This is a genomic window from Pseudomonas sp. FW215-R2 (assembly GCF_058789255.1).
This window is the reverse complement of the sequence record NZ_JBYTBO010000022.1, coordinates 95,218-114,217: the sequence shown is the minus strand read 5'-3', so window position 1 is coordinate 114,217 and position 19,000 is coordinate 95,218. Positions and strand designations below refer to the sequence as shown.

Annotated in this window: 17 protein-coding genes; all 17 read right to left on the bottom strand. The window is 62.5% G+C overall.

Going from position 1 to position 19,000, the window contains the following annotated elements:
* On the bottom strand, positions 1–1,085 hold a 1,085-nt coding region (gene tssI, locus AC3WRD_RS25095), incomplete at its 3' end, for a type VI secretion system tip protein TssI/VgrG (RefSeq protein ID WP_146017963.1).
* A 28-nt stretch (positions 1,086–1,113) separates the two neighbouring features.
* Positions 1,114–2,115, bottom strand: coding sequence for a serine/threonine-protein kinase (locus AC3WRD_RS25090; RefSeq protein WP_102620682.1), 1,002 nt, complete (start codon positions 2,113–2,115; stop codon positions 1,114–1,116).
* On the bottom strand, positions 2,112–2,840 hold the full coding sequence (locus AC3WRD_RS25085) for a PP2C family protein-serine/threonine phosphatase (protein WP_011336583.1): 729 nt from the start codon (positions 2,838–2,840) through the stop codon (positions 2,112–2,114). The genes AC3WRD_RS25090 and AC3WRD_RS25085 overlap by 4 nt, the downstream gene beginning before the upstream one ends.
* Positions 2,840–6,379 carry a type VI secretion system membrane subunit TssM gene (gene tssM, locus AC3WRD_RS25080; RefSeq protein WP_102620681.1) on the bottom strand — a complete coding sequence of 1,180 codons (3,540 nt, stop codon included), beginning with the start codon at positions 6,377–6,379 and terminating at the stop codon, positions 2,840–2,842. The genes AC3WRD_RS25085 and tssM overlap by 1 nt, the downstream gene beginning before the upstream one ends.
* A gap of 13 nt (positions 6,380–6,392) precedes the next feature.
* Positions 6,393–7,268 (bottom strand): type IVB secretion system protein IcmH/DotU, encoded by an 876-nt coding sequence (gene icmH / locus AC3WRD_RS25075; RefSeq protein ID WP_007954389.1) that lies wholly within the window; start codon positions 7,266–7,268, stop codon positions 6,393–6,395.
* A gap of 5 nt (positions 7,269–7,273) precedes the next feature.
* A complete protein-coding gene (gene tssK / locus AC3WRD_RS25070; protein WP_096817226.1) occupies positions 7,274–8,605 on the bottom strand; it encodes a type VI secretion system baseplate subunit TssK in 1,332 nt (443 codons plus the stop codon).
* 2 nt (positions 8,606–8,607) lie between these two features.
* Positions 8,608–9,108, bottom strand: a complete 501-nt coding sequence (gene tssJ / locus AC3WRD_RS25065) for a type VI secretion system lipoprotein TssJ (protein ID WP_102620680.1) — start codon at positions 9,106–9,108, stop codon at positions 8,608–8,610.
* Between the two features lie 5 nt (positions 9,109–9,113).
* The gene (gene tagH / locus AC3WRD_RS25060; protein ID WP_096817222.1) at positions 9,114–10,307 is read right to left on the bottom strand and encodes a type VI secretion system-associated FHA domain protein TagH; all 1,194 of its coding nucleotides are present in this window, start codon (positions 10,305–10,307) and stop codon (positions 9,114–9,116) included.
* An 18-nt stretch (positions 10,308–10,325) separates the two neighbouring features.
* Complete coding sequence (locus tag AC3WRD_RS25055) at positions 10,326–10,466, bottom strand: hypothetical protein (protein ID WP_003229566.1); 141 nt, start codon at positions 10,464–10,466, stop codon at positions 10,326–10,328.
* Positions 10,467–10,559: 93 nt separating this feature from the next.
* On the bottom strand, positions 10,560–12,086 hold the full coding sequence (locus AC3WRD_RS25050) for a sigma-54 interaction domain-containing protein (RefSeq protein ID WP_102620679.1): 1,527 nt from the start codon (positions 12,084–12,086) through the stop codon (positions 10,560–10,562).
* Between the two features lie 10 nt (positions 12,087–12,096).
* Positions 12,097–14,754, bottom strand: coding sequence for a type VI secretion system ATPase TssH (gene tssH, locus AC3WRD_RS25045; protein ID WP_102620678.1), 2,658 nt, complete (start codon positions 14,752–14,754; stop codon positions 12,097–12,099).
* 11 nt (positions 14,755–14,765) lie between these two features.
* Positions 14,766–15,773 carry a type VI secretion system baseplate subunit TssG gene (gene tssG / locus AC3WRD_RS25040; RefSeq protein WP_096817216.1) on the bottom strand — a complete coding sequence of 336 codons (1,008 nt, stop codon included), beginning with the start codon at positions 15,771–15,773 and terminating at the stop codon, positions 14,766–14,768.
* Entirely contained in the window at positions 15,737–17,524 is a 1,788-nt protein-coding gene (gene tssF, locus AC3WRD_RS25035) for a type VI secretion system baseplate subunit TssF (RefSeq protein ID WP_096817214.1), read from the bottom strand. The genes tssG and tssF overlap by 37 nt, the downstream gene beginning before the upstream one ends.
* Before the next feature lie 27 nt (positions 17,525–17,551).
* Complete coding sequence (locus AC3WRD_RS25030; protein ID WP_102620677.1) at positions 17,552–17,995, bottom strand: hypothetical protein; 444 nt, start codon at positions 17,993–17,995, stop codon at positions 17,552–17,554.
* Positions 17,992–18,213: a hypothetical protein gene (locus AC3WRD_RS25025; RefSeq protein WP_096817211.1), complete on the bottom strand. Its 222-nt coding sequence runs from the start codon at positions 18,211–18,213 to the stop codon at positions 17,992–17,994. Before AC3WRD_RS25025 ends, AC3WRD_RS25030 begins: the two co-directional genes overlap by 4 nt.
* On the bottom strand, positions 18,210–18,602 hold the full coding sequence (locus tag AC3WRD_RS25020) for a hypothetical protein (protein WP_102620676.1): 393 nt from the start codon (positions 18,600–18,602) through the stop codon (positions 18,210–18,212). Before AC3WRD_RS25020 ends, AC3WRD_RS25025 begins: the two co-directional genes overlap by 4 nt.
* Entirely contained in the window at positions 18,599–18,985 is a 387-nt protein-coding gene (locus AC3WRD_RS25015; RefSeq protein WP_096817207.1) for a hypothetical protein, read from the bottom strand. Before AC3WRD_RS25015 ends, AC3WRD_RS25020 begins: the two co-directional genes overlap by 4 nt.
* Positions 18,986–19,000: the final 15 nt, after the last annotated feature.

Here is a 19,000-nt window from a genome sequence, read left to right as displayed (position 1 = left end):
CACGGGGTGGCGAGGAAGGTGTTGCGGTAGCCCTGGTGGAAGTCGTCCTTGTTGTCGGTGGTGTCGCTGGTCACCGATTCTTCGAGGACTTGCGGCTGTTTGCCTTCGTGGAAGATTTCGGTGAGCAGCCACAAGTCGTTCCACTCACTGCGCGGGTGGTCGGACATTTCCATGAAGTGGCCGCTGACCAGTCTGGTCTGGTCGCCGCGACCTTCGGCCTGACGGTAGTCGGCGCGGTGGCGTTCGAGGGCGCGTTGGCTGAGGAACTTGCCGCGTGCGCGGTCGATGAAGCGGCCGGGGTAGTCATAGTCTTCGAGATCCGGTTCAGCGTCTTTGCTATCGAGAGCGCCATCCGGCTTGTACGCTGCTTCCATTTGCAGGCGCGGTTTTTCGAAGTCGTAGTCGCGGCGGGTGGTACGGCTGGTGCGGGTTTCCAGGCGCAGCCGGAAGCCTTTGATCACCGGCTCTTCGGCGACCATGCCGCTGCCCTGTACGTACGCAGTGGGCTGGCCGAGATTCGGGAACACGGTCTGGTCATCGCCGAACACCAGCAGGTGGCCTTTCGGGTTGTGCTGGAAGTGGTAGTGAATGCCTTCCTCTTCGCACAGGCGCTGGACGAAGTGCAGGTCGGTTTCGTCGTACTGCACACAGTAATCGCGATCCGGGCAAGGCTGGCTGAGCTGGAAGCTGTAGGCGTTGCCCTTGATGCCGTGCTCGTCGAGGATCAGTGCGATGATTTTCGGCGCCGACATCTGCTGGTAGATGCGCTGGTTGGTGCGGTGATGCAGGTATTGCAGCTGCGGCACCAAGGAGACTTTGTAGCGAGTCAGGCGCTTGCCGGCATCGCCCTGGGCGACGCGGTAGATCTGGCCGTGGATGCCCGAGCCTTGTGGATCGAGGGCGAGGAACGCCTGTTTGTGCAGGAGTTTTTCCAGGTCCAGATCCGGGTTTTCGCTGACCAGTTCCAGGTCGAAACGGAACGGCTGGCTGATGCCTTCGGTGCCGGTGAACGACAGGACTTGCAGGTCGCCCACGTAGTCTTCAACGGTCAGGCTGAAGTGCGTTTCGTTAGCTGGGTTGAACATAAAGTGCTCCCTGTTCGAATGTCATCCGTTACGCCCGCAGTCGCAAACGCTGCAGCCAGGACGAGGTGGCGCCCAAGGCGTCACGCAATTGTTCAGCAGAAATCGTGCGTTCTGTCGCGTCAAAGGCCAGCGCGGTACGCAGCGCGGGCCAGCAGTGTGTCGGCAGATGTGCCGGGGCTTGCAGTTCGCGATCCAGATGTTCGTCACGGGCCTGGGTCGAGGACAAGCGGCGGAACGGGTGTTTGCCGCCCGCCAGTTCATAGATCACGCAGGCCACGCCGTACACGTCCGCGCTGGCCGACAACGGTTGGCCCTCAAGCAGTTCGGGGGCAGCGTAGCCCGGGGTCCAGGCGTTGAAGCGCTCGCGGCTCAGGTGCGGCAGGCCGGGCAGGATGCCCTCCTCGGCTTGCCCGAGACCGAAGTCGAACAGGCGCACGCCGTCTTCGCAGAGCATGACGTTGCTCGGCTTCATGTCACCGTGCAGCACGCCGCGACGGTGGGCGTAGGCCAACGCGTCGAGCAGCGGCAGCGCGATGTCGCGCAGTTCTTTCCACGGCAGGCCCAATGGCCGCTCGCAGAGCAGTTTGTCCAGGGTCAGGCCACGCATGAGTTCCATGGTGATGAAGGCCCGCTGGCAATCGGTGTCCACTTCGAACGTGTGCGGTCGCAGCACGTTGTCGTGGCGCAGGCGTCGGGTCAGGGCGAACTCGCTGTAGAGCAAGGCACTGGCGTCCGGCGACTCGGCAAATTCTTCGCTGAGGATTTTCAGCGCAATGTAAGGATCGGGATCGCCGAACTGTTCGTGCAGCAGATCCCGGGCCCGGTAAACCGCACCCATGCCACCGGCCCCGAGCAGACGCTCGAGGTGATAGCGGCCGGCAAGTACGTCCGGCAGTGCACCGATGCTGGCCTTGGTTGGCGCCAACAGAGGCTCTGCCTTGTTTTCCTTGGCGAAGGCGAAATAGGTCAGGTTGTTGGCCTGCTCTTCACTCATCAGCAAATCATCGACTGAGGATTCGAGTTCAGTCATTGGCGGATCACCACGGCAGTCAGATTGTCGCGAGCGGCACCCCGCAGGGCGCCGTCGAACAGACGTTCCAGCGCCACATGTGGCGCCGCCAGGCTGAGAGCGTTGCCGAGGGCATCGCTGCTCAGGCCTTGATACAAACCATCGCTGCACAGCAGGAACACATCGCCCGGATAGACTTCGAGCTCCAGCACATCCAGCGTCAGTTGTTCCGCCGCGCCGACCGCCCGGGTCAAGGCCTGGGCTGCCGGGTGCGCCGCTGCCTGTTCGACGCTCATCTGTTGCTCGTCGATCAGTTGCTGCTGCAGCGAATGGTCCTTCGACAGCTGATACAGACGCTGCCCGCGCCACATGTAGCAACGACTGTCGCCGGCCCAGATGCAGGCCGCGCGATTGCCGTCCACCAGCAGCGCCACGACGGTGCTGCCCATGATGCTGTCGTGACGCCCGGCGGTGACGGTCAACTCTTGCCCCAGGCGCCGGTTCAGCCAGTGCAGGCACTGGCGGATGGCTTTGAGGCGTTCGTCGAAGTCTTCGTGCTGCGGCAGTTCAGCCAGGCTGGCGACGATCAACTGGCTGGCGATGTCGCCACCCTGATGACCGCCCATGCCGTCCGCGACCACCCACAGCCCATGCTGCGGGGTGTCGAGGAAGGCATCTTCGTTGCGCGACCGCACCTTGCCCGGGTCGGTTCGCGCCGCGCTGCGCCAGGGACTGGCCACCAGCATCAGAGCTGCACCGGCATACGGAAGGTGCGCATCACGCCCATGTCGAACGGGTTCGGTGTGCGCTGGCTGGTCAGCAGGTAGTTGGCGCGCAAGCCACCCACATCGGCTTTCAGCACCAGCACATCGCGACCGGTCAGGTACTCGGTCTGCATCAGGTCGAACAGACGGAACAGCGACCACGGGCCGGAGTTCTTCTCGATGCCGATCGGACGACCGGCCATCTTGTCCATGACCAGGCTGGTGCGACCGTCTTCAGCATCGGTCGGCCACTTGAAGTTCATCGGCAGGATCGGACCGTGGCGGTATTCCATGGTCTTGTCGCCGAACTTGAACTCGGAACGGCTGACGGCCGGATCGAGGGTGTACGGCTCCAGCTTGAACTGCACGGTCGGCTCGGCCGGGTTGATCGAGAAGAAGCTCTGGCGAATGTTCAGCGCCGCAGCCATCTGATCGAGGAAGACCTTGGACACCGGCAGGCTGCGACCGTCGATGCTGCGCATCCGGTAGCTGCCCGGATCACCGCTGACGAATGGACGCATGTAGCTGTCGAAGAAGCGGTCGATGGTACCTTGAGCCCGGAAGAACTCGCGGAAATCGCTGATCGCCACGTCGCTGGTGCTCGACGCGCTGAACGGGTAACGCTGGTTGATGGTCTTGCCATACACGCTGTACAGCTCGCTCTGATAACGGCCGTTCAGGTATTGGTAGGCATCGTTGAGCACCAGGCGCCACGAGTCTTCGGCCAGCACGTTGAACCACACGCTCAGCGGACGCGGCAGACGACCCGACGCATTGCGCAGGTTGGTCAGCGCATCACGCTGGCCGCTCATGCGGGTCTTGGCCAGTTCGAACGCGGCTTGCTCCGGCGTGCTGGAACGGGCAAGGCCCGCCAGTTGCAGTTGCAGGTCGTTGAGCGCGGCGAATGCCGGAGTCAGGTCAGCGGCCGGGCCGTTGTTGTCGTCGAGCAGCTTGTGCAGCGGTTCGAAGCGACGTTGCAGCGACTTCTTGGCGGTGTCCGGCAGATTCTTCGCCACGTTCATGGCCGAAGCCTTGTCCGCGACGGCGGAAGCGAGTTTGCCGACCTTGCCCAGTTTGCCCTTCTGCCCCGCCAGCGCATCGGCGGCGTCACCGGCTTCATCCACCGGCTCAGGGGCTGCCTGGAAACGGGTGTTTTCGCGCACTTCGGTCAGCAGCGCCAGCACCGGCGAGTTGGCCGACGTCAGGCCCGCCAGTTGCTCGGCGCCTTCACCGGCATCGCTGATCGGCGGCAGTGCCACCTGGCCAACGGCCTCGCTCCAGTAGTTGGCGTAGTCGCGGAAGTACAGCTGCTCCAGCTCGACCATCAGGCGACGCAGATCCATGTCGCTGATGCCGGCGCCTTCGCCCAGCACCCAGTTGTCACGCAGGATGTCGGTCACCAGCGCCGAACCCTGCACAGAGAAATACTGCTGATAACCGGTCTGGGTGTAGAAGCCCGGGATCACGTATTCGGTGCCAATGAACAGCGAGCCCTGCGGGCCGAGGTGCTGGCTGAAGCGATAGTCCGGCAGGTTGCGCGCCTGCTCACGGAGCATGCGGTAAACCACGTTTGCCAGCGATTCACTGCGCAGAACCTGACGCGCCTGAGTTACCAACTGCTCGTTGAGCGGGTAGATAAACGGCAGCTTCAGCAGACGCTCCAGGTGCGCGTTCAAACCGTTCTGCACGGCGGTGTTGCCGGTGTAGCGCTGCGACCAATCGGTGGCGACCCAATCCTTGAGCCAAGCCGCGTCACGACGATCCTTCATGTTCAGCATCAGGTACGCGCGCAGGCTGTTGATCAGCTTTTCGCGGTCCTTCATGTTGGCGCGGATCTGGCCTTCGAGCATGGTGGCGACGCGCGGCAGCAGTTGCTTTTCAAGCTCGCGCTCGTACGCCTCCTTGACCACTGGATTGACGTCCTGGCCCTGATACAGACCGACGCGCTCGTGGTACGCGGCGTCGCCCTTCTTCGGGAACACCTGAGTCGCGGCGTAGCTGGTGTCGAGGGTTTTCAGCGTACCCATGGCGTCATCGCGCGGCGACAGTGCCGTGCGTTGCTGGGTCCAGTTCTGCGCCAGATTGCGCAGGTTTTCCAGACGCTCATAGTTGGCCGAGAAACCGCCAGCCCAGAGCATGCCGAACAGCGCCAGCGCGCCCAGTGCACCGACGTACAACGCACGCTGGCCCCAATGGATACGGCTGCGTTCGCGCTTGTCCAGACCGGCCAGATCGGCCTCCGGGAAAATCACCCGGCTGAGCAAGTGGTGGATGAAACGCGAACGACCGCTGCGCAGGGTCGGCAGCACGCCGGCGCTCATGCCCAGACTTGCGCCGATACCGGCGGTGGTCGAATCCATTTCGTGGGTCAGGTGCGGAGCGCTGGTCAGGTAGAAACCACGCAGTTGCGTCGCTCGCTGATAGCGGTTGCCGGTGAACGCCATGTCGACGAACAGGCACAGGCGCTCGCCGATCTGTCCCATTTGATGCGGGAAATCGAGGATGCGGCCACGGCGCTGGGTGTCGCGCTCGGAGTGCATGCGCATGATCACCTGGCTGTTGAGGCGACGCAGCAGCTCTTCGAACTCGCTGCGCAGTACAGCCACGTCGGTGCCGACCTGATCCTTGCGGAAACTGGTACCCAGCACCTGATCGCTTTCTTCGCGGGTCAGTTGGTCGAAGAACTCGTCGAAGCCCAGCAGCTTGTCAGCCTTGCTCAGCACCAGATACACCGGCACGTCGACGTGCAGTTTCTGATAGACGTCTTGCAGACGTGCACGTACCTGGCGAGCCAGAGTGTCGATGTCCTGCTCGCTGCCACTGGTGAGGGTTTCCACCGGAATGGTCACCAGCACGCCGTTCAGCGGACGGCCACGACGACGCTTGCGCAGCAGTTCCAGCAGAGTGGTCCAGGCGCTGCCGTCGACTTCCGAATCCGGCTGGGTCAGGTAGCGGCCGGCGGTGTCGATCAGCACACCGTGGTCGGCGAAGTACCAGTCGCAATGACGGGTGCCGTGGGTGTCGCGGGTCAGCTTGCGGTCGATCTTGTTGATCGGGAATTCCAGCCCGGAGAAATCCAGCAGGCTGGTCTTGCCGCTGGCCTGCGGGCCGATCAGCAAGTACCACGGTAGGTCACTGCGCCAGCGCTCGCTGCGGCCGCGATACAGGCTCGAAGTCTTGAGGGTTTTCAGGGCGTCCTTGAAACGCTCCTTCAACTCTTTCTGCTCTTCTTCGATCAGGTCGTCACGACGGATACGGTCCTGGCCGTCTTCGGTTTCTTCGACGGCTTTCTTGCGGATACCGGCGCGCCAGCTGACGAAGACCATGGTCAGGCCCCAGATCAGGAACAGCACGCTGATGGTCAGCAACCGGGAGGTCGAACCTTCCCAGAACTTGTAGTCATCCACCGCCAACAGCGGGCCGACGAACCACACCAGCAGCGCCACGAACAGCACCAGCAGCAGGGTCCAGACCCAGGTCTGGCGCAGGAAGGCGCCGACTTTCTTGAAAAACTTTTTCATCACACGTCCCTGTTTACGGCTGCGACTGCGGCTGGACCGCGGCCGGATCAAGCGGCTGATAAGGTTGCAGCACGGTGTCGCGCTGCTCGCCCAAGACCCAAGCGAAGCCCGAATACATCATCACCAGGCAGACGAAGGTGAACAGCACCACCATCCACGCCGGCACGATGCGCACCAGGTTGCGGCGCTGATCGTTGAGGCCTTCCCACTGCGGCGACAATTCGCGCGGCACGTCACCACGCAACTGACGGATCTGCCGGTACAGGGCGTCGCGGATGCCTTCGAGTTCCAGCATGCCGCGCGCCTGTACGCGGTACTTGCCCTCGAAACCGAGGGACAGGCACAGGTACATCAGCTCCAGCATCGGCAGGTGCTTGACCGGGTTTTTCGACAGCCGATCGAGCAGCTGGAAGAACTTCTCGCCACCGAAGGTTTCGTTGTGGAAGCTGCTGAGCAGGCTCATCTGCGACCACTCGCTTTCGTTGCCCCACGGCGTGGTCACGACGGCTTCGTCGACCACGGTGCAGAGCACGTAACGCGCGGCCATCACCTGGCTGCTTTCGGCGCCGTTGTGCAGGGCGCGCACTTCAAACAGCTTGAGCCCGGCGGTCAGGCGCTCGTTGAGCGCGTAGAGGTCTTCGCGGGTTTCGCTGTGCTTGAGGCGCACCACTTCCGACAGCAGTTCGGACGACGCGGCCACCAGCGAATTGAGGCTGATGTTGAAGGCTTCCGCCGGGCGCAGGCGCGCGGCGTAGATCATCCGTTCTTCCAGTTGTTCGAAGCGCGGTGGCGCAGCGAAGTCGGTCAGCGGACTCGCCGCCGGGCCATGGCCCTGACGGTCGAGCAGGACGGTTTTGTCGTCCTGGTTGTGTTCCATGTCCTTGATCATGTCGGTCAGTTCCTGATGGCCCAGAATTTCAGTTCAAGCTCGGCGAATTCGCCGGACACATGGAACGCGAAGCCGCCGGAGCGCTCGAGTTGTGCCAGGTCTTCGGAACTGAGTTCGAGGATGAAATAGGTTTTGTTCGAGTGGAACGCGATCTGCCGTGGGGCCACCGGCAACGGTTTGACCTTGATCCCCGGCAAGTGCAGGTTGACCAGTTGGCGGATGCGCTCCACCGGGCCGACCTTGAGGTGCGCAGGCAAGCGGTTGCGCAGTTCTTCGGAGTCGCAGTTGGCACTGGCTGCCAGCACGAACGACGCCGAGCCCAGCAGTTTGTGGTCGTGCAGCGGCGACACGATGATCCCGTACTGACGTGCTTGCAGGATCAGCTCGATGGCGTGTTGTTCCAGCACCATCGACAGCACCTGACGGATCGACTCCATCAATTTGCGGAAGCTCGCACCCTGGTCGGCGTGGGAGTAGCGGCTGTCCAGACGCGGGCGTTTGCTGTCGCTGGAGAAGGTCGCCAGATCGCCGAGCATGGTCAGCAGCGTGCGGTACAACTCTTCCGGGTGAACCTGCTCCAGGCCCAGGTAGTGGCGCAGCAGCAGTTCGGTGCGGTTGATCAGTTGCAGCATCATGAAGTCGCCGATTTCCGCGCCGCCGACCTTGCCGTTCGAACGAATACGCTCGGCAATGGTGTCGCCCCGGTGACCGAGCATGCTGATCACTTCTTTCAGGCACGACAGCAGGTAGCTGGAGGCGTGGGCCTGAATGTAGGTCGGCACGAAGTCCGGGTCGAGGCTGATCACGCCGTCCGGCGTGGTGTCGAGCACGTCGCAGATCTTCAGCTTCACGTAGGCCTGGTCGCTCTGCTGCTCGCCGAGCAACAGCTTGAAGTCCGGGCGACCGCATTTGACCTGGCTCGCCGAATCGTCGCCGGCGTTGGAGTCGGCCACTTCGGTTTCGTAGGCGGTATAACGCGCGAGCACGTCGGACTGCTCCGGGCGACGGGCCTCGATGTGGTTACCGGTAACCAATGGCAGTGCCAGGTAGATCGGCATGTTGCCGGTGTTCGGCGGCACGTCCAGCGCCAGCGGTTCGGTGTTGCCACCGAGTTCGAACAGGCTGCCGTCCGGCAGGATCCCCGAGGCTTCACTGATCACCAGTTTGCCCATGTTGAGGAACTGCAAGTCGATCTCGAGATTCAGGAAACCCCAGGTGTAGCCGCCCAGCAACTGGGTGCGGGTCTTCATCTGGTGATCGTAGTAGCGGTCGTTGTGCTGGAAGTGCTGCGGACGCAGCAGCATGCCTTCCTGCCAGATAACTTTATGGGTATTCATGATCAGTCATCCGCCTTGGCGAGCACTTCGTTGGTTTTGCGGATACCGGCCTGGTCCAGCGTCAGATCGGCTTCGGTGACTTCCAGCGGCGTGATCGGGAACGTGTGGCGCCACTTGGTTTCCGGCAGGTCACGGTAGGCGGCGAGGATGCCGATGTAGCGGCTGCCCTCCTCCACGCTGAGTTTCAGTTCCACGGTTTCACCCGGGCGCAGTTCGAGTTCTTCGCTGGCAACCAGGTCCGGGTTGAGGGATTCCTTGGCGCGCTCGTAGAGGCTGAAGAAATCGGCGTTCTCGAAGGTCACCGGGTGCTTGAGTTCGAACAGGCGCACCACGATCGGCGACGGACGCCCGTTGAGGTCCGGGTTCAGTTGATCGCTGCCGGTGATCTTGAGGTTGATCTTGGTCACTTTCGAATACGGCGACATCGACGAGCAACCGGCGAGCAGCACCAACAGGGTGAGCGCGGTCAGCGTCTGGAAAAAAGCGGTCGAGCGGCGAGACATGCGCATCATCCTTGGTGGTCGGTGTGGAGGGTGGAGATCAGGCGGATCTGTTCTTCGTAAGCCTGGGCGAAGTCGCGGGCCAGCAGGCGCTCGCTCCACTCATCGTCCTGACGCAGCGCGTGGTGGTAGCGGTTGAACGCTCTCCAGCGGCCACCGGAAGTGGCGAGCAACGGCTTGTTGTCGCGCTCGAAACGCAGGGTCAACTGCTCCGGCGAGAAGTGCTCCAGGGTGCCGCGCACCGCCGCACGGCTGGCGGTCAGCAGCGCCACCTGATGCGCCTGCAAGTCGCGGAACGCACGAGAGATTGCCTGCTCGGCCGGCAAGTGGCCCGGCTTGTGCGGCTGCAACAGGATGTCCAGCGCTTCGCTCGGATCGACGGCGAATTTCAGCGGATTCTTGTTGGTGCCTTGCACGGTGGTCTGGGCCAGACGCAGTTCGTTTTTCAGCTCGGAGCGGGTGCGCAGGCTCTGTTGCAGACCGCCGATGCTCTGGCGCAGCAGGCGTGCGGCATTGACCGCCAGCGCCTCGCGCTCGTCATGGCTCAGGCCTTTCAGATCGACACCCAGCGCTGCACCGAAGTGATCCCAGAAACCCTGTGGCTGACGCTCGACCTCTTTCGGAGCCGGCGCAGGTTCAGGCTTGGGCTCGACGATCAGCTCCGGCACCATCAGGCTTTCCATGTCGATGCGCGCATAGTCGGCGCGCTGACGGGAGTCTTCCGGGTCAGTGACCGGCGCGAGCATTTCCTCGAATTCCGAGTACACGCGCTCTTGCTGCTCCAGCGACTTCAACGGATCGAGGTCGAGGAACGCGTCGTCCGGAATGATGGTGCCGGCGGCCCGTGGCAGGCCCGCTTCACCGTCAAAGGTCGCCGGGTCGCGCACCAGACGCGCGCGAATCTCGAAGTCGCCCAGCACGTAGGTGCTGCCGTGCTCGATGCGCACCGGTTCGCCCTTGTGCAGACGAGCGCCGCTGTCGCCGTCCTGAACACCGTTGCTGCTGGTGTCGGTCAGGAAGAACGTGCCCTCGCGATAACTCACGATCGCGTGGTGGTTGGACAAGTGACGCTTGCGGTCAGGGATGATCCAGTCGCAGTCCTCGCCCCGCCCGATCACGCCGCCGGCCTGTTTGAAGGTCCGCTGGCACAGCTCGGTGGGCACGAACTGCTTGGTGTTCAGCATTTCGAAAACCAATTCCATGTTTGATGCTCCTTGCGGTCACTTGCCGCGATTGACCGCCTGCGGATCACCCAATGGGCGGTAATCGTTATCGTTGAATTTGTAATTGCCGCTACAGCCGCCGAGGCCGCATAGAACGACGAGGGTCAGCAGGACAGCGTGCCAGTGACGAACAGACATCAGAGGGTCTCCAGGTGTAGACAAAGCACAAAGCGCCGACCCTTTCGGGCGGCGCTGATATAAGCGGACGAGGTGAAACCGACGGACTTTTGCCTACCCATCGAAGTCACCCAGATTGATGTTCAAACGGCCAAGCCGGTAAAGCAGCGTGCGCCGGGGCAAGCCCAGTTCCCGGGCGGCGAGCGTCTGATTGCCGTCGTTCTTGCGCAGGCAATCGAGAAGCAGATTGCGTTCGACCGCTTCCAGTCGTTCGCGCAGATTGAGGCCGCAGTGGTCTTCCGGCGCCGGTGCCGGTTCCAGTCGCAGCGAAAAATGCTCGGCCAGCAACTCACCGCCCTCGCACAACAGCACTGCCCGTTCGACCAGACCTTTGAGTTCGCGCACGTTGCCGGGGAAGGTGTAACCGGACAGGTGATCCAGCGCCGCTTCCGACCAGCGCACCGGGTCTCGTTGCAGAAATGCGCAGGCCTTGTCGGCGAAGTGCTTGGCCAGATCGAGGATGTCGCCTTCGCGCTGACGCAGGGCCGGCAACTCGATCGGGAATTGCGCGAGGCGGTAGTACAAGTCCTCGCGGAATTTGCCTTCGCTGACCAGCACCGACAGATCGCGGTGCGTTGCGGCGATGATGCGCACGTCGATCTTGTGGGTGTCGTTGGAACCCAGCGGACGAATCTCGCCTTCCTGCAACACGCGCAGCAATTTGGCCTGCAACGCCAGCGGCATGTCGCCGATTTCGTCGAGCAACAGCGTCCCGCCATTAGCCGCGTCGAACAGCCCGGCGCGGTCGCGATCGGCGCCGGTGAACGCGCCTTTGCGGTAGCCGAACAGCTCGCTTTCCAGCAGGTTTTCCGGGAACGCCGCGCAGTTCTGCACGATGAACGCCTGGGACCGGCGCGGGCCGCAATCATGGATCGCCCGCGCGACCACTTCCTTGCCGGTGCCGGTCTCGCCGCGCAACAGCACGGTGTACGGGCTGTGCAGGACTTTGCTGATCAGCGAGTAGGTCTGGCGCATGGCCGCGCTCTTGCCGATCAGGCCGTAGCCGCTGGCACTCGGCAGGCTGCGCACGATCGGCGCCGCTGCATCCTGCGGTTGCCGCAGACGTTGCAGCAAATGCAACTGACCGAGCACGAACGAGCCGAGCTGACCGAGGGAATCGGCAAACCCTTGCAGGTTGATGTGGCGACGGCTGGCGCACAGCAACAGGCCTTCGACCGCCTTCTGCCCGTTGACCAGCGGCACGCACAACAGCGACTGCCACGGCGTGGACGACGCCGGCAGAAAACTGGTTTCTTGCAGGCTGCCGCCCAGGTCGTCGAAGCACACCACGCGGTTCTGGCACAGGGCGAACTGCAACAGTTGCTCGCCGTTGTAATCCGCCGGCAGGCTCGCCGCACCACGCGGTTGCAGCAAGCCGTCGAGGCACTCGGCGTTCATTCCGAGGCTGGTGTGCGTGGCGTCGAGCAGGTACAGCTGCGTCAATTCGCAACCGCTCAACCCTGCCACGCCCCGCACGAAGTCACCCAGCAGCGCAGCACCGTCCGCCGAGCGCGACAGGCCGGCGAACTGCGCCAGCAAGGCTTCGGCATAGAGCAGTGGCTGCGGCACTTGAGTGAACATCACACTCACCTCAGGCGAACTCGCAGGTCACGCTGGCGTCGCCGTCGAGCGTCGCATGCACGCGCTTGAGGCTTTCACCGGTGGCCATGGCGTCGAGCAAGCGGTCGGCCACCAGCGGCAACACGTGCTGGTCGAGCAAGTGGTCGATCAGGCGCGCACCGCTTTCGCTCTGGGTGCAGCGCTCGGACAGGTGATCGACGAGGTTCTGGCACCAGCTGAAATCCAGCTGACGACGGTTCAGGCGCTCGCCCAGACGACCGAGTTTGATCTCGATCAGCTCGCGCAGCACCGGGCCACCGACCGGGTAGTACGGCACCACTTTCATCCGCGCCAGCAGCGCCGGTTTGAAGTGTTTGCTGAGCACCGGGCGAATGGTTTCTTCCAGCACTTCGGCGGTCGGGCGCGCGCCGTCTTCGCAGAGGTCGCTGATCTTGTCGCTGCCCAGGTTCGAGGTCATCAGGATCAGCGTGTTGCGGAAATCGATCTCGCGCCCTTCGCCGTCGTTGGCCACGCCTTTGTCAAAGATTTGGTAGAACAGGTTGAGCACGTCCGGGTCGGCCTTCTCGACCTCATCGAGCAGCACCACCGAGTACGGCTTCTGGCGCACAGCTTCGGTGAGCATGCCACCCTCGCCGTAACCGACGTAGCCTGGCGGTGCACCGATCAGGCGGGAAACAGTGTGCTTCTCCTGGAATTCGGACATGTTAATGGTGGTGATGAAACGGTCGCCGCCGTACAACAGGTCGGCGAGTGCCAGAGCAGTTTCGGTCTTGCCGACGCCGCTCGGGCCCACCAGCAGGAACACGCCGACCGGTGCGTCAGGCTTGTTCAGACCGGCAGCGGTGGCGCGCATCGAGCGATCCAGTGCGTGGACGGCTTGTTCCTGACCACGGATGCGGGTGCGCAGGTCAGTGGCGAAGCTTGCGACTTTGGCGTTGTGTTCGCGGGCCAGTTGCGCCAATGGCACGCCGGTCCAGGCGCTGATCACTTCGGCCACCAGACGCGGGCAGACCTCGAAGCTGACCAGACGCTCCTTGACCTGAGCGGCGGTCAGAGCGCTGTGGGTTTCGTTCAATTGTGCTTCCAGCGCTTCGACGCTGAGGGCTTCGTCGACTTCGGCGGCGTGGGTTTCGATCACGGTGCCTTCGGCGTCTTCCTCAACGGTGACAACCGGCTCGACCGCAGCGGCTTCACGGGCCTTGGCCAGTTGCTGACGCAGTTCCAGCAGGCGCTCGGCCAGTTGTTTCTGCTCGGTCCACAGGGTTTCCAGTGCGACCATTTCGTCTTCGGCTTCGTCCAGACGCGCTTCCAGTGCATCCAGCGCTTCGTGGTCGATCAGCAGACCGGCTTCGGCATCGCGGCGCAGGGCCTGGCGCTGACGGCCACCTTCAGCCAGTTCGCCACGCAGGCGCTCCAGGCTTTCCGGGGCAGCGGCGAGGCTGATGCGAACGCGGGCGCACGCGGTGTCGAGCACATCGACCGCTTTGTCCGGCAGTTGGCGACCGGCCAGGTAACGGGCGGACAGTTCCGCTGCCGACACCACCGCATCATCGCGCAGGTAGATGCCGTGGCTCTTCTCGTAGACCTGAGCCAGGCCACGCAGGATGGTCACTGCTTCGCTCACGGTCGGTTCGTGCAGCTGAACCGGTTGGAAACGACGGGCCAGTGCCGGGTCTTTCTCGAAGTATTTCTTGTACTCGGCCCAGGTGGTCGCAGCGATGGTGCGCAGTTCGCCACGGGCCAGCGCCGGCTTCAGCAGGTTGGCCGCATCGGAACCACCGGCATTGCCACCCGCGCCGATCAGGGTGTGGGCTTCGTCGATGAACAGGATGATCGGCTTCGGCGAGGCTTTGACCTCGTCGATCACGCCTTTCAGACGACGCTCGAATTCACCTTTGACACTGGCGCCGGCCTGCAACAGGCCCATGTCCAGCGACAGCAACTCGACGCCCTTGAGCACTTGCGGCACTTCACCGGCAGCGATGCGCGAGGCCAGGCCTTCGACGATGGCGGTTTTACCGACACCGGCTTCACCGACCACGATCGGGTTGTTCTTGCGGCGACGGGCGAGGATGTCGACCATCTGGCGGATCGCGCCATCGCGGCACAGCACCGGGTCGAGTTTGCCGTCGCGGGCCTGTTGGGTCAGGTTGTGGGTGAAGCGCTCCAGCAGCGATTCGCCTTGGGCAGCCGGTTTACCGTTGGCCGCTGCTTGCGGCTGTTGCGACAGGGCAAATTCTTTCAGGCGATCGATGTTCAGTTTGGCGAGCAACGGCTGGTAGCGACTGCCGGCGTAGCGCATCGGGTTGCGCAGCAGCGCGAGGATCAGCGCCGCATCTTCGACCGAGGTCTGGCCCAGTTCAAGGTTGGCCACCAGCAGCGCGTCTTGCAGCCACTGCACCAGCTCCGGCGCGAACACCGGGTTGCGCGAAGCGCTGTGTTCAACCCGCGATTGCAGGGCGGCGCTCAGTTCGCCAGCGTCCACATCGGCATCTTGCAGCGCGCGGGAGAGCAGACCGTTCGGGCGCTCCAGCAGGCCCAGCATCAGGTCTTCGACCAGAATCTTGCTGCCGCCACGAGCGACGCAGCGCTCGGCCGAACGCTCCAGATCGCGACGGGTTTCGGCGTCCAGCGCCTGGATGAGTTGTTGCAGGTCTACGTTGATCATGGCTCACGTCCTTAATGAATTTTGCTGCCGAGTGTCACCACGCCGTCTGCTTTCTCGCAGCCCAGCCAACTGGTCCACCCCAGGCGACAGTCGTTCTTCTCGCCAATGCGCAGTTCGCGGATTTCTTCCGGGCGCAGCACCAGGCGAATGTCGTAATCGAGCGGGTCACGCAAGGTGAACCGCACCAGCGCGCAGAGCGGCTGGTAACCGAAACCGATGGGCAGGAATTCGTGGAAGCGTTCCCAGTCGAGTTCGGTGATGTGAATGCGGAACTTGCCGCTGCGGTCGCGCACGTGTTCGCCCAGCACCAGGTCTTCACCCAGCACGCTGTTGGCGAAGCCGAGGCGGTTGCGTTGCTCTTCGAGGATTTCCACGCGGCGCTCGATGCACTGCTCGATGACCAGGTCTTCGTGCTTGAAGTAGTAACGCAGCACCGCTTCGATCAGCGCCGCCGAGTGCGCCCGCAGGCTGAGCAGGCCGAGGTACGGCAGCAGGCGTTTCCAGTTCAGTTCCTTGGCCCGGCGGATCTCGTCGCCGCCGAGGCCGATCAGGGCGAACAGCTGCGACGAGAACGGGTCAACCGCACCGCTCTGGAAGCTCGCGCGATAGCGATACTTGCGCCAGATCGGCAGCAGCAGGCGTTGCAGGCGATGGTGGAACAGGTCGAGGAAATTGCGCGTCGGGTTGCCGTCTTCACTGTCGCCCAGGGCTTGTTCGCCGTAGAACGCCGGCAGCGGCGAACCGGAACCGACCAGGCCGATCAGGTTGAAACGCAGGCGCGCGCGCATCTGCCCGTGTTCTTCGAAAAACTCCACGCGATCGACGTCGCTGCCGGGAAATCCCAGGCTCGGGTTGGCCTGGAATTCCAGCTGGTCGTACAGATCGTCTTCGCTCAGGTACGGGTGCGCGTCGCGCAGCCGGTCGATCACCAGCAGCACGGCCTGAAACAGCGAGTACTCGCGTATTACCCGGGTCAGCCCGCTTAAAGCAGGGGCTGCAGACCCATACGTGGTGTCCATTGGTACACCTCTCCCTGTGTGCTTTTTACCCGCAGCTCGTGGAACGAATTGAGACTGGCGTAAAGCGCGAAAAACTCGTTGAGAACCGAGGCGAAGACGAACAGGTCGCCTTCACCGATATACCCTTCCGGGTCGATGGTCAGTTCGGTACGCAAACCGCGCACCGGCAGACCACGGTGCAGCCGGTCCACGTGGTGATGCTTGATCAGTTTCAAACCGCCGAGCAGGCGCTTGCTGACCTTCTCCGCGTGCTGGTCGTAGTAGCGCGGCAGGTCGTAGGTTTCGAGAATAACCTTCAGTGCATTGACGTCGGCCAGCGACAGATAGTTAAGCGACATGTTGCTGATCAGCTTCCACAGGAAGTCACGGTTCAGCGGCGGCGCGAAACTGGAAGTGGCCGGGGTGATGTTGCGGAAACTCAGGAACTCCGGCGTTTCTTCGCAGGCCATGCAGATCTGCCCGAGCTTGAGTTTGCGCGGCAGGTTCTGGTTGGTGCAGACCAGCTCGATCGACAGGGTTTCGTGGGCTTCGGTGTGGCGGATACCGAAGCTCAGATAGGTGTCGAGGCCGTCGTGCAACAGCGACGAACGCTGGCGGATGCTGTAATGCGGACGGCTGTTGGGCACGTCAAAACTCGGGTCGTGCTCGAAGGATTCGAACGGCACGTATTCTTGATAACCGAGGCCGCCGGGCTTCCAGCCGGTCACGGTTTCCACCGAAAACACGCCGCAGTTTTCCAGGTCGAATTCCGCCGGCAGCAGCAGGTATTCATCCTGTTTGCCGTCGAGGCGGATCGGCAGCGCGTCGTGCTTGAACAGGTTGACGATCGGCGTGCAGAACAGCTTCACGTTATCCAGGGTCGGACGCATGCGCATGATGCCGCTCTTGCGGATGTCGAAGCGCAATTCCAGGCCGCGCATCTGCTTGAGGGTGTCTTCCGGCAGCGCCTTGAGAATGTCCAGACCGTGGACATCGACGAACAGGAACTTGTCCTGGAAGGCGAAGTATTCCTGCAGGTAGCGATAGCCCCGGAAGGTGTTCAGCGGATACGGGATCAACGCTTCTTCTTCGGCAAAACCCACTGGCTTGACGCGGTCGCCCGGAATCTTGAACGCCATCGGCTTGCCGCTCACGCCATCGATTGGCTTGCCGGCACCGTCGAGCGGGATCAGTTCGATGCCATCGAGGTTGCGCAGCAGGCTCAGGTAGAGCATCTGGCTGATGTAGCGCTCGCCGGCAAAGTGCAGGCGCAGCTTGCTCAGCTCCAACTCGCCGAGGTGGCCGTCGGCACTCATCTCCAGGCGCAGGCTGAGCAGCGAACCGTCGCCCTTCACCGAGTAGTTCAGCGCGGCCAGATCCAGCGCCATGACTTCGGTCGGGTAGCAGGTGCGAAAGCGGCAACGCACGTCTTCGATCGGCACGCTCTCGATCGGCGTATCACGCTCGACCTTCAGCGCCGGCCCGGAACGCTTGAGCGGATCGAACTGCAGAATGCTGAACGCCGGCAGCGGGCGCATGTAGTTCGGCCACAGCAACTGCATCAGCGAATGGCTGAGCTCCGGCAACTCGTCATCGAGCTTCTGGCGCAGCCGCCCGGTCAGAAACGCAAAGCCTTCCAGCAACCGCTCCACGTCCGGATCCCGCCCGGCCTGCCCCAGGAACGGCGCCAACGCCGGACTACGCTCGGCGAAACGGCGGCCCAGTTGGCGCAGTGCGGTGAGTTCGCTTTGGTAGTAGTGGTTAAAGGACACGGGTTACCTGCCTGGTAGTGGAACTCATCAAAAAAATATCCTGTAGAGCGCGACCGTCACGCCGGCACAGCAGTAACCGGCGATCAGGAGGTACGGCACGAGCAGAATCCAGCCGTAGGCCATGAAAGCATCGTTGAACGGCCCGGCGACCAGACTGCACAAGCCATAAAGCATCCAAGGCACCGCGTAGAAAGGGATGAACTTCAACGGCGCCAGCCAGACTATCCGCAGCGCCTGCTGCTCATTGCGGCTCTTCGCGGCCCGCGATACCCACAGCGCAAACAACAGCAGCCCGGGCATACCGAACCACAACAGATACACCCAGTGGGTCTCGGACGAATCGAATGTCGAATATTCGCCAATCCACAGGCCATAGGATGAAAACGCCAGCATGAGCAGCAATGGCGACCACAAGGCAGCCATGAAGAAATTCAGTTGCGCGCGGCTAAGCAGCATCAGCGATGTATTCATGCGGGAGGCACCGATGAGTAGTAACCGCCGGCGATTTCGATTGTGACCAGCGAAACCAGAACCATGAACGTCAGTGCTCGATGCAACCATGACTGGCGCAGACGTTTGCTGATCGCCGTGACGATCAACATAAAACTCAGGATCGCGATGCCGCCGAACAGATTGCTGTCGGCGATGAACATCAGATACATGCGCATCTCGTCGGATACCGCGATCATGGGCAAAACACTCCATCCTTGAGAATCCAGCTGCGTTGCAGTCCATCGCGCTCGCGTTTGGCACCGAGCAAGGCGTGGCGCATTTCATCTGCGCTGACGAGGCGCTCACGCTCCGGCCCTTTCACAGAGAGCGAATAGCGACCGCTGATTTGCTCGTCGACGTCTTCACCGTAGGACTTGTAGCTGGCAACACTGACTCGCTCGCCCGGTGCAACCAGACGCGGCGTGATCGGCGGCAACCAGTTGGTCGAATGCTGCGGTTGCACTTCAAGCGGTACGCCACAGGTGTTGACGAGGTAAATGTCGTTTATATAAACCAGCTGCGTCGTGCAGCCCCCGAACAACAGGCCAACCGCCGACAGCGATGTCATGCAGGCGCTGAATTTCACTGAACACGCCCTCCCTTGCTCGTCGTGACCGGCACGTACGAATCAACGAAGAGGTATTCACCGTCGAAAGCGCTGACCCGATTCATCGTCAACGGTTTGCCATCGTGAGTGGCGAAGCGCACCCAGCCTTCCTTGACGAGACTGCCGCCCTCTGAGCGCACCTCAATGAAGTAGTCCGGTGGACTCGACCGGGTAATTTCGATGAAGTCGCCACCATCCTCGGCACCACGCCAAACCGCGTCGGGATGACCGGGCAATACCGGTTTTTTCGAGTGACTCCAGCTCAATTTGCTCACGACCATCACGACCGCGATGATTGCCAATGCTCCGATCAGGCTCAGCAGGTGGTTGAGCCATTTCCATACGCGCGGCCAAGGCATCATGGCGTGCACCATGTA